The following is an 11,411-nucleotide window of genomic DNA, read 5'->3' as shown; positions in this document are numbered from 1 at the left end:
CGCAGCCTCCGGTCGCCAGCGGCAGGGTCAGGACGGCGAGTTTCAGGATTAGGTTACGCATGGTGACGGGGTCTTTCAGCGGGCGCGCAAAAAAGCGTTGCGCGTTTCTACCCCGATTTGCGGGAAATCGGTGAAGAATCCGTCGATGCCCTGGCCCAGCGCGGCGCGAATTTCGCCCGCGACATCGCCATGCGCCTTGGGATCGGTGCCGCGCCGGAAGGCGGGGCGGACGAACTGGTTTTCGGCGCGATAGGTCCAGGGATGGACCCGCAGGCCCGCCGCATGGGCATCGGCGACCAGCGTCGTCGGTGCATCGCCGTTCCACAGCATCGCCTTGTCGGGCCCGATGCCCCAGGCATAGGTCGCGACCTGCTTCAATCCTTCCGGCGTCATCATCGCCGCATAGCTCGGCGCGGCGCTGTCGGCCGGACCGCCCTCGTCCGCGACAAGCTGGATCAGGCGGATGCCGGTCATGGCCTTCAGATGCTTGAGGTTGTTCACCTCGAACGACTGGATGAAGACCGGCGCGTCCGCCGTCTTCCAGCCCGCCTTGTCGAGCGCGGCGATCAGCGGGGCGTCTGTGCCCTTGCCGATTCCGGCGAAATAGGTCGGGTGCTTGGTTTCGGGATAGATGGAAATGGTCCGCCCCGTCTCCTTCGACCGGGCCTTGGCGAGCGCGATGATCTCTTCCAGTGTCGGAATAGAAAACTGCCCATCATAGGCGGTCGAGCGCAGCTGTGGCAGGCGTTCGCGGGCACGCAGGGTCTTCAACTCGGCCAGCGTGAAGTCCTCGGTGAACCAGCCGGTTTCGGTCTGGCCGTCGATCGTCTTCGTCGTCTTGCGATCGGCGAACTCCGAGTGCGATGCGACATCGGTCGTCCCCGAAATCTCGTTCTCGTGCCGCGCGACGAGATGGCCGTCCTTCGTCGGAACCAGATCGGGTTCGATCACGTCCGCCCCCTCGCGGATTGCGAGATCATAGGCGGCCAGCGTGTGTTCGGGACGCTCCCCGCTCGCCCCGCGATGCGCGATGACGATGGGTGAGGAAAGCGGCTTGGGGGCGTCGGCGGACATGGCCTCACCCTGCCCCATGACGACGCTGGCGGCAATGAGAGTGGTTCGCAACGGGAAACGCAAGAGATTCATGGCGTTGTTTCATCCAATCCTAATCCCAAAGGGGATGCGCCCGTGCATTTCACAATCAATGGTCAATCGCATGACATCGAAGTCGATGTCCGAACGTCCCTTCTCGATCTGTGCCGCGAGCATCTTGGGCTGACCGGGTCCAAGAAGGGTTGCGACCATGGCCAGTGCGGGGCGTGTACGATGCTGGTCAACGGACGCCGCGTGAACAGCTGCCTGACGCTGGCGGTCATGCACCAGGATGACGAGATCACCACGATCGAGGGGCTGGGCCAGCCGGGCAACCTCCACCCGCTTCAGGACGCCTTCGTGCGGCATGACGGTTTCCAGTGCGGATATTGCACGCCGGGCCAGATCTGCTCGGCGGTCGGCATGATGGACGAGGTGAAGAAGGGCTGGCCCAGCCATGTCACCGAAGACCTGGGCGCAGCCGAACTGACGGTCGAGGAAATCTCCGAGCGGATGAGCGGCAATCTGTGCCGCTGCGCCGCCTATCCCAATATCGTGGATGCGATCCGCGAGGTGGCGGGTCTGGGCGACCGCAATCCCAATGAGGATGTGGGTAAGGAGGTCGCGGCATGAAGCTGTTTGACTATGCCCGCGCCGACTCGGTTGCGACGGCTGCCCGTGACGGGGCGGTGCCCGGCGCGCGCTTCATCGCCGGGGGCACCAACCTGCTCGACCTGATGAAATTGCAGGTCGAGACGCCCGAGACGCTGATCGACATCAGCCGCCTGCCGCTGACCGCAATCGAGGAACGCGAGGATGGCGGCCTGACCATCGGCGCGCTGGTGCCCAATAGCGACTTGGCCGCCGACCCGCGCGTGATCGAACGCTATCCTGTGCTGTCGCGCGCGCTGCTCGCGGGTGCCTCAGGGCAGTTGCGCAACAAGGCCTCGACCGGCGGCAATCTGCTCCAGCGGACACGCTGCTATTATTTCTACGACCCTGCCACCCCGTGCAACAAGCGCGAACCGGGGAGCGGCTGTTCGGCGATCGGCGGTGAGAACCGCATCCTGGCGATCCTCGGCACCTCGGACCAGTGCATCGCGACGCATCCCAGCGACATGGCGGTCGCCATGCGCGCGCTGGAGGCGGTGATCGTCACGCAAAAGCCGGATGGCGACCGCCGCCGGATCGCGATCGGCGACTTCTATCGCCTGCCGGGAGCCACGCCTGAGATCGAGAATGTCCTCGAGCCGGGCGAACTCATCACCCATGTCGAGCTGCCCGCCGCGCCGGAAGGTCGCCAGACCTATCGCAAGGTCCGCGACCGGGCGTCTTATGCCTTTGCGCTGGTCTCGGTCGCTGGGATCGTCGCGGTCGAGGGTGGCCGGATCACCGCGGCGCACCTCGCCTTTGGCGGGCTCGGTCCGATGCCGTGGCGGAACGAGGCGGTCGAGGCCGCGCTGGTCGGACAGGAGCCGACCGACGCCGCCTTCCACGCGGCCGCCGATGCGCTGCTGGCAAACGCCCGGGGCTTTGGCTCGAACGACTTCAAGATTCCGCTGACGCGCCGCACTTTGGTGGCGACGCTCCGTGAACTGACGCAGGAGGGCTGATCCCATGTTCGGATTCGGCAAGGACGACACGAACGCGCTGACCATGAATCAGCCGCATCCCGACAGCCTGCTCGACACGGGCGTGCAGGGGGTGATTTCCAAACCGCTCGACCGGGTCGACGGCCCGAAAAAGGTGACGGGCACCGCCACCTATGCGGCCGAATACGCCATCGAGAATATCGCCCACGGCGTGCTGGTCAGCGCGACCCAGGGGCATGCCAAGATCAAATCGATCGACGCCGATGCGGTGAAGGCCATTCCGGGCGTCATCGACGTCATCACCGATTACGATACCTTCATCCGCAACTCGCAGCAGGGCGGCGAGACGAGCGCGCCGACGCAAGGCGTGCGCACCATCGACTATTTCGGCGAGATCATCGCGATCGTCGTCGCCGAAAGCTTCGAGGTCGCGCGCGACGCGGCCAAGCGGCTGAAGGTCGATTACGAACCGCTCGACGACGCCGCGTTCGACTATGAGGCTAACAAGGACAAAGCCGAGCCTGCGCCGGACGGCCTGATCAAGGGCCATTACGATCAGGGCGATTTCGACAAGGCGTTCGAGAATGCGCCCGTCAAGATCGACGTGACCTATACCACCCCCAGCCAGAATTCGGCGGCGATGGAGCCCCATGCCTCGATCGCGGTATGGGACGACGGCGCGCTGACGCTCTACGGCGCGTACCAGATGCCGACCTCCGACGCGCAGCAGCTGGCCAAGGCTCTGGGCGTGGCGCAGTCCAAGGTGCGGATCATCTCGCGCTATATCGGCGGCGGTTTCGGCTCGAAGCTCGGCATCGCGCCCGAGAGCGTCGCCGCCGCCATCGCCGCCAAGCAGCTGGGCCGCCCGGTCAAGGCGGTGATGCTGCGTCAGCAGGTCTTCGACGCCACCGTCCGCCGTTCCAACACCGAACAGCGGATGCGCCTCGGGGCTGAGGCGGGCGGCCGAATCGTCGCGCTGGGCCACGAGTCCATCACCTCCAACCTGCCCGACGAGGATTTCTTCGAACCCGTCGGGATCGGCACCCACTTCCTCTATGGCGGTGAGAACCGGCGGATCAATCATGACGTGGTGCGGCTGAACTGGACGCTGTCGGGATCGATGCGCGCGCCGGGCGAGGCGGTCGGCATGGTCGGCATGGAATGCGCCATGGACGAACTGGCCGAGGCGATCGGCATGGACCCCATCGCGCTGCGCAAGGTCAACGATCCGCAGCAGGACCCGGAGTTGAAGGTCCCCTATTCGTCGCGCAACCTGACCCGCTCGCTGGAGGAAGGGGCGAAGCATTTCGGCTGGGACCAGCGCCAGGCACCGGGCCAGCGTCGCGAGGGCGATTGGCTGATCGGCATGGGCGTCGCCGCCGCCTGCCGCTCCAACCAGTTGCAGCAGTCCGCTGCCAAGGTCGAACTCCACCCCGATGGCAGCGCGACCGTCTCCTCGGCGATGACCGATATCGGCACGGGCAGCTACACGATCATGGCGCAGATCGCCGCCGAAATCCTGGGCCTGCCGATCGAGAAGGTGACGATGTCGCTGGGCGACACGAACGATCCCCCTGCCGCCGGTTCGGGCGGGTCCTGGGGTGCGGCATCGGCTGGTTCGGCAGTGTATCTCGCGGCCGAGCGCGTGCGCGAGAAGCTGGCCAAGGCGATGGGTGTGAAGGCCGAAGACCTGACGCTGAAGGACGGCATGGCGATCGGCGACAATCGCTCGGTGCCGCTCGCCGAGCTGGTCGGCAAGGACGGCCTGTCCGCGATCGGTGAGATCAAGCCCGGCCAACAGGAGAAGCAGTTCAATCAGGCCAGCTATGGCGCACATTTCGCCGAGGTCGGCGTGAACGTCGTCACCGGCGAGGTACGCGTGCGGCGGATGCTCGGCGTGTTCGCGGCGGGGCGCGTGCTCAACGCCAAGACGGCGCGCTCGCAATGCCTGGGCGGCATGACCTTCGGCATTGGAACGGCGCTGACCGAGGAGCTGATCCATGATCCGCGCACCGGCAAGCTGGTGAATCACGATCTGGCCGAATATCATGTGCCGGTGAATGCCGACGTGCCCCAGCTGGAAGTCCATTTCCTCGACGAGCGCGACATCCACGCCAATCCAATCCATGCCAAGGGGATCGGCGAGCTGGGCATCTCCGGCGCGGCCCCGGCCGTGGTCAACGCCATCTACAACGCCACCGGCGTGCGGGTGCGCGAGATGCCGGTGACGCTTGACAAGCTGCTCGATCACCTCCCGGCGCTTTGATGAGCGACCATGACAGCGTTCTCGCTGCCGCCAAGGAATGGCGGGGCGAGCCGATGGCGATCGCGACGGTGGTGTCGACCTGGGGGTCGGCACCGCGTCCGCGCGGCAGCCATATGCTGGTTCACGGCGATGGCCGGTTCGAGGGGTCGGTATCGGGCGGCTGTGTCGAAAACGACATCCTCCACACCGCCGCCGAAGTCATTGCGGGCGCGCCGTTCCAGCTGAAGCGTTACGGCGTGGCCGACGCCTCGGCTTGGGAAGTCGGTTTACCCTGCGGCGGCGAGATCGCGGTGATGGTGCAGCCGGTGTCGGCCGACGGCTTCGATCCCGAACTCTTCGACCGCATCGCCGAAGCGCGCGAGCGGGGCCAGGCGTTGACCGTCACGACCGACCTGACCACCGGCCATTCGGACCTGCGGCCGGTCGAAACCGGCGAAGTCTTCGCCAACCGATACGACCCGCCACGCCGGTTGCTGATCGTCGGCGCGGTGCAGATCGCACAGAGCCTGGCGCAACTGGCGCAGACCTTGGGCATCGCGACGGTCGTCATCGACCCGCGTGCCCGCTTCCTGACCGCAGAGCGCTTTCCCGGCGTGACGCTCGACGATCGCTGGCCCGACGAGGCGGTGGCGGCCTATGCCCCCGGCCCGGCGACCGCCGTGGTGACTCTGAGCCACGACACCAAGATCGACGATCCGGCGCTGATCGCCGCGCTCGCCGGCGACACCGCCTATGTCGGCGCGCTGGGCAGTCGGCGCAGCCATGCGGCGCGGCGGGAGCGTCTGGCGGCGAAGGGCGTTTCTCCCCAGGCGATCGACCGGATCGATGGCCCTGTCGGCCTCGACATCGGTGCGATCGGCCCCTCCGAGATCGCGCTGTCGATCGCGGCGGCGATGATAGGAGCCTTTCATGATCGACGCTGAGAATGTGGTCCTGGTCCTGCTGGCGGCAGGACAGTCGAGCCGCTTCGGGATGGAGAACAAGCTGGAGGCCGAGTTTCTCGGCAAGCCGGTCGGCTTTCACGTCACCACCGCGTTGGAGAGCATCCCCTTTGCCGACCGGATCGTGGTGACGGACGGCTGCCAGCTCGACTTCGCGTCACGCGGCTACCGCGTCATCCACAATGCCGACATCGCCAAGGGCATGTCGCACTCGCTGCATCTGGGCGTGCGCGAAGCGATGACGGCGTCGCCCCAGGCGATCCTGATTGCGCTGGCCGATATGCCGCGCGTCACGGCGGCGCATATCTATCGCCTGTTCGATGCGTTCGACGGACCGGACTCGGTCGTGGTGTCGAGCAATGGCGAACACCCCACGCCGCCAGGCGTCTTCGGGGCGGATCGGTTCGAGGACCTTCTGAAGCTGGAGGGCGACGAGGGTGGCCGCAAGCTGGTCGCGGGCGGGCGGCATGTCGTGACCGCGCCCGCCGAGCTGATCGACATCGACACGCCCGAGGATCTGGAAAAGCTACGTCAGCTGGTTCACGCCCCCGAGCGGACGATCACTCGTGCCGTAGCGCGTCGATCGGATTGAGCGCCGCCGCCCGTCGCGCCGGGAAGTAACCGAACACGACCCCGATCACCGCCGAAATCGCAAAGGCGATGATGTTGATCTGGGGATCGAAGGTCCAGGGCACCTGCATCAGCGGCACCAACGCGGCAATGATCGCCTGCGCCAGGATCAGGCCGATGATCCCGCCCAGGCAGGACAGCACCACCGCCTCGACCAGGAACTGCATCAGCACCTCGCGCGCGACCGCACCGATGGCCAGGCGGATGCCGATCTCGCGCGTCCGCTCGGTGACGGACACCAGCATGATGTTCATGATGCCGATGCCGCCGACCACCAGGCTGATCGCCGCCACCGCCGCGACGATGCGGGTCAGCATGGTCGTCGTGCTGGTCAGCGTGTCGCTGATCTGCTTGGTGTCGAAGATGTTGAAGTCGTCGTCCTTGCCGCCGGTGATGTTGCGCCGTTCGCGGAGCAGATCGGTCAGCGACGATTGCACGGCCGAGGTGGAATAGGCCTGGTCGACCCCGACCAGCATCAGGCGGATGTCGCGGCTGCCGGTAAAGCGGCGCTGGACCGCCTTGATCGGCATCAGCACTACGTCATCCTGATCGCCGAAGCCCCCCTGCCCGCGCGTCGTCAGCACGCCGATGACGTCGCAGCTGATCGCGCCGATACGGAAGCGCTTGCCGACCGCATCGGTGCTGCGGAACAGGTTCTGGCGCACGGTATTGCCGATGATGCAGACCGCCTTGCCCGCCGCCTGCTCGGCCGGGGTCCAGGTGCGTCCCGAGGCCAGCGGCCAGGGCTGGACGGTGAAATAGGCCAGCGTCGTGCCGGTCACGGTCGTCGACCAGTTCGCGCCCTCATAGATGGCGGTCGCGGTCGTCTGGGCCTGCGGCGCCACCGCCGTGACGCCGGCGATCTGGTCGGCGATCGCCTCGACATCCTCGGGCTTGAAGTCGGGCGGACGCGGGCCGCCGCCGCCGCGCCCGAAGCCCTGGCCGGGCCGGACCTGCAGGATGTTGGTGCCCAGCGACGAAATCGACTGCTGCACGGCGGCGGTCGTCGCCTTGCCCAGCGTCACCATGGTCACGACCGCGCCGACGCCGATGATGATGCCCAACGTCGTCAGGAACGAGCGCAGCACATGCCGCCGGATCGAGCGGATGGCGAGGATGAGCGTGGTGCCGAACATCAGTTTACGCCCATTTCCGGCACGACACCCGGCCGGTGCTGCGCCTCGATCCGATCGACCAGCCCGTCCTTGAAGTGGATGACGGTGCGCGCGAACGCCGCCATGTCGGGCTCATGCGTGACCATCAGCACGGTGATGTTGCTGTCGCGGTTGAGCCCGGTCAGCAGTTCCATGATCTCGACCGAGCGTTCGGAATCCAGATTGCCGGTCGGCTCGTCGGCGAGAAGGACGTCGGGGCTGGTGACGATGGCGCGGGCGATCGCCACGCGCTGCTGCTGCCCGCCCGACAGTTCGGCGGGGGTATGGTCCCACCATTTGTCGAGGCCCACCTTCTCCAGCGCCGCCATGCCCAGGTCGCGCCGGGTCCTTTTGTCCTCGCCACGATAAAGCAGCGGCAGCTCGACATTCTCCAGCGCGGTGGTGCGCGACAACAGGTTGAAGCCCTGGAACACGAAGCCCAGATAGCGCCGCCGCAGCATGGCGCGCTGGTCGCGGTCCAGCGTCTCGACATGATGACCGCGGAACAGGAAATTGCCGCCGCTCGGCACGTCGAGACAGCCCAATATGTTCATCGTCGTCGACTTGCCCGAGCCCGAAGGCCCCATCACGGCGACAAAATCCCCCGCCGCAATGTCCAGGTCGACGCCCTTCAGCGCCTGGAACTGGGTCGCGCCCGTGCCATAGGTCTTGGTGACGCCGCGAAGCTGGATGAGCGGGGCGTCAGCGGCCACCACCGCCCCCGCCCTGCTGGCCGCCACCCTGACGCCGCTGGCCACCGCCACGCGGCGCGGCACTCTCGCCACCCGCCAGCTGGCCGGTAATGACCTGCATGTCGGGCTTCAGACCGCCCGACAGCACCTCGGTCATCGAACCGTTGGTGTCGCCGGTGACGATCTGGATCGGCTGCGGCTTGCCGTCCTGCCCACGGACATAGACGGTCTGAGTCGCGCCGCGCTGAACGGTGGCGGTGCGCGCGGCACGGTCCCGGCGCGGGCGGAAGGTCAGCGAGCCCGCAATGCCGCCGCCGCCCGCCTGCGCGCCGTCCGAGGGCTTGAAGCGCAGCGCGGCGTTGGGGATCAGCATGACGTTCTTCTTGTCCGACGTCACGATATCGGCGGTCGCGGTCATGCCGGGGCGCAGTTGCAGGTCGGGATTGCCCACCGTCAGATCGGCGGCATAGCTGACCACCTGCCCCGTGGTCGACGCGGCGCTGGTGGTCGAGGAAGCGGACGAGGTCGCCGCGCTGACCGTCAGGTTCGACCCCAGATCGACGCGGGTGATCGTCGCGGGGAAGGTGCGGCCCGGAAAGGCGTCGACGGTGAAATTGGCCTTCTGCCCGACCTTCACCTCACCGACGTCCGCTTCGTCGATCGCGACCTCCAGCTTCATCTTGGTCAGGTCTTCGGCGATGACGAACAGGGTCGGCGTGTTGAACGACGCCGCGACGGTCTGGCCCGGATCGACCTGACGTGCCAGCACCACGCCGGACACGGGCGAGCGGATGATCGCACGCTGGCGCTGGGTCTGCGACTGGGCCAGCTGGGCGCGGGCGGCGGTGACATTGGCCTCCGCGACGCGCAGCGCGGCGACCGCACGCTGGGCATCGGCACGCCCCGCCTGAAGTTCGGTGGCCGAGGGCACGCGACCGTTCGAGAGCTTGTAGACCTGTTCCAGCCGCGCCAGCTGCGCCTGCGATTCCGACACGGTCGCGCGCGCCTGCGCCACCTGTGCGACATTGGCGGCCAGCGTCGCCTGCGCCGCACGAATCTGGTCGTCGATCTGTTCGGGATCGATCAGCGCCAGCGCCTCGCCCGCCTTCACCCGGTCGTTCACATCGACCACGACCTTGGTCACCAGGCCCGACAGCTGCGAGCCGACCGTTACCTGATTGGTCGGGGCCAGCTTGCCGGTCGCCGAGACGGTCACGGTCAGGTCGCCGCGCGTGACCGGCGCGGTCGCGAAGCCCGCCTCCTTCGATCCGCCGAAACAGCTTTTCAGCAACAGCGCGAGCAGCACGACGCCGACGATCACCACGCCCCACTGCACCCATTTGCGCCATCGCGGCTGCGGCTTCACGCCCAGGAAATCGTCGAGAGTCTGGTCGGCCATCAGCGGTTGTCCGGGGTTGTGGCGAGGCGCGGCGGCGCTTCGGGGGTGGTCGTGTCGTCCCATCCGCCGCCCAGCGCGGCGAACAGCGCGACCTGCGCGGTCGCGGCGTCGGACCGGGCCTGAACCAGCCCGTTCTGCGCGTTCAGGAACGCCGCCTCCTGTTGCGACAGGGTGGTGAAATCGGTGAGGCCCGAGCGATACTGGCTGCGCGCCAGGATCGCCGAGTTGCGCGCCGCGTCGAGCTGGATGGCGAATTCCCGCGCGCGCGCGCGGGCGGTATTGAGCGCGACGATGGCGTTCTCAACATCCTCCAGCGCCAGCAGGACGGTGCCCTGATAGGCGGCATAGCTCTGATCGGCGAGCGCCTGGGCATTACGCACTTGGCTGCGCAGCCGACCGCCGTTGAAGATCGCCTGGGTCAGGCCCGCAAACAGGCTGCCGGTGATCGCGTCGCCCAGCGAACCGATGCTGGTCGCCGCCGTGTTGATGTTCCCGGAAATGGCGAGCGCCGGATAAAGCGCCGCCTGCGCCACGCCGATCCGGGCGGTGGCCGCGGCCAGATTGCGCTCGGCCGCGCGGACATCGGGGCGGCGGCGCAGGATATCGGCGGGAATGCCGGTGCCGATGACGGCGGGGCCGGTCGGGATCGGCCTGACCGCCGCGAGCCGCGCCTTGACCGCGCCGGGCGCCTGGCCGGTCAGCACGCCCAGCCGCGACACGGCGGCGTTATATTGCTGCTCGATCGAGGGGATGGTCGCCGCGGTCTGGGCCCGCTGGCCCCGCGCCTGTTCGGCATCGAGCGAGGAAACAAGGCCTGCCTGCACCCGGAAACCGGCGATCTCCAGATTGTCGTCCTGCAAGCCTAGGCTGGCCCGTGCATTGGCCAGCTGCGCCTGATAGGCCCGCGCCAGCATGTAGTTGCGCGCCAGTTCGCTCTCGACGGTCAGCAGCGTGGCGGCATAGCTGAAGCCTGCGCCCTCATAGGTCGCGCGGCTCGCCTCCACCGTGCGGCGGACCTCGCCGAACAGACCGACCTGATAGCTGGCCGACAGGCCCACGGTGAAGCTGTTGCTGCCGCCCCCGCCGGTATCGACCACCGTGCCGTCGGGCAGGGTGAAGCTGCGCCCGCCGCCGCGCAGATTCTCGTTGCGCTGATAGCCGGTCGAGCCGGAAACGTTGGGCAACAGCGAGGCGCGGCTCTGGATCAGGCTTTCGCGCGCCTGGCGCAACCGGGCGATCGCCTGGACCACATCGGTGTTGGCGACCACCGCCTGCTCGACCAGTTCGGCAAGCAGCGGATCGTCGAACGACCGCCACCACCGGGTCAGGTCCTGCGCCTGCGCATTGGCGGCGGGCACCGACCATGTGTCGGGCACCCCCAGCGCCTGCGGAGCGGCGGGGCGGTAATCGGGGCCGACCGTACAGCCGGACAAAGCGGCGGTGACGAGAAGAAGGACGCGGATGCGAGGCTTCATGGGGCAGGAACGTGCCGTGCCGTTACGGCCCCGTCCAGTGTGTTTATGTCGCAAATTGTGACGGATGCGGCAGATTTCCGTCATCTGACGCGACACGTTTTCGCGGGGTGAAAGTTCCGCTTCGATCCAAAAAATCCTCACCGACACGGGGAGGTGGCAGGGCGCAAGCC

Annotated in this window: 10 protein-coding genes; 5 read left to right on the top strand and 5 right to left on the bottom strand. The window is 67.3% G+C overall.

The annotated features are described in order from the left end of the window. Positions 1-75: 75 nt before the first annotated feature. On the bottom strand, positions 76-1,074 hold the full coding sequence (locus NS355_RS04460) for a glycerophosphodiester phosphodiesterase (protein ID WP_058744591.1): 999 nt from the start codon (positions 1,072-1,074) through the stop codon (positions 76-78). A gap of 114 nt (positions 1,075-1,188) precedes the next feature. Here NS355_RS04460 and NS355_RS04455 point away from each other — a divergent pair, with 114 nt between their 5' ends. The 5 genes from NS355_RS04455 to NS355_RS04435 are packed head-to-tail and all read left to right on the top strand — an operon-like array spanning position 1,189 to position 6,483. Next, positions 1,189-1,725 (top strand): 2Fe-2S iron-sulfur cluster-binding protein, encoded by a 537-nt coding sequence (locus NS355_RS04455; RefSeq protein WP_084787497.1) that lies wholly within the window; start codon positions 1,189-1,191, stop codon positions 1,723-1,725. Further along, a complete protein-coding gene (locus NS355_RS04450; RefSeq protein WP_058744580.1) occupies positions 1,722-2,705 on the top strand; it encodes an FAD binding domain-containing protein in 984 nt (327 codons plus the stop codon). The genes NS355_RS04455 and NS355_RS04450 overlap by 4 nt, the downstream gene beginning before the upstream one ends. Before the next feature lie 4 nt (positions 2,706-2,709). Beyond that, a complete protein-coding gene (locus NS355_RS04445) occupies positions 2,710-4,950 on the top strand; it encodes a xanthine dehydrogenase family protein molybdopterin-binding subunit (protein WP_058744579.1) in 2,241 nt (746 codons plus the stop codon). Then, a complete protein-coding gene (locus NS355_RS04440) occupies positions 4,950-5,873 on the top strand; it encodes an XdhC family protein (RefSeq protein WP_058744578.1) in 924 nt (307 codons plus the stop codon). The genes NS355_RS04445 and NS355_RS04440 overlap by 1 nt, the downstream gene beginning before the upstream one ends. Continuing rightward, complete coding sequence (locus tag NS355_RS04435; RefSeq protein ID WP_058744577.1) at positions 5,860-6,483, top strand: nucleotidyltransferase family protein; 624 nt, start codon at positions 5,860-5,862, stop codon at positions 6,481-6,483. The genes NS355_RS04440 and NS355_RS04435 overlap by 14 nt, the downstream gene beginning before the upstream one ends. On the opposite strand, the gene NS355_RS04430 is transcribed toward NS355_RS04435, so the two are convergent. The 4 genes from NS355_RS04430 to NS355_RS04415 are packed head-to-tail and all read right to left on the bottom strand — an operon-like array spanning position 6,452 to position 11,241. Then, positions 6,452-7,657, bottom strand: a complete 1,206-nt coding sequence (locus tag NS355_RS04430) for an ABC transporter permease (protein ID WP_058744576.1) — start codon at positions 7,655-7,657, stop codon at positions 6,452-6,454. The genes NS355_RS04435 and NS355_RS04430 overlap by 32 nt on opposite strands. Then, positions 7,657-8,388 (bottom strand): ABC transporter ATP-binding protein, encoded by a 732-nt coding sequence (locus NS355_RS04425; RefSeq protein WP_058744590.1) that lies wholly within the window; start codon positions 8,386-8,388, stop codon positions 7,657-7,659. The genes NS355_RS04430 and NS355_RS04425 overlap by 1 nt, the downstream gene beginning before the upstream one ends. Next, positions 8,378-9,766, bottom strand: a complete 1,389-nt coding sequence (locus tag NS355_RS04420; protein WP_058744575.1) for an efflux RND transporter periplasmic adaptor subunit — start codon at positions 9,764-9,766, stop codon at positions 8,378-8,380. Before NS355_RS04420 ends, NS355_RS04425 begins: the two co-directional genes overlap by 11 nt. After that, complete coding sequence (locus tag NS355_RS04415) at positions 9,766-11,241, bottom strand: efflux transporter outer membrane subunit (protein ID WP_058744574.1); 1,476 nt, start codon at positions 11,239-11,241, stop codon at positions 9,766-9,768. The genes NS355_RS04420 and NS355_RS04415 overlap by 1 nt, the downstream gene beginning before the upstream one ends. Between the last annotated feature and the right edge of the window lie 170 nt (positions 11,242-11,411).

The sequence above is a fragment of the Sphingomonas yabuuchiae genome, from assembly GCF_001477495.1.
GTDB lineage: Bacteria > Pseudomonadota > Alphaproteobacteria > Sphingomonadales > Sphingomonadaceae > Sphingomonas > Sphingomonas yabuuchiae_A.
The sequence above is the reverse complement of the archived record's forward strand: the minus strand, read 5'-3'. Positions and strand labels throughout refer to the sequence as shown.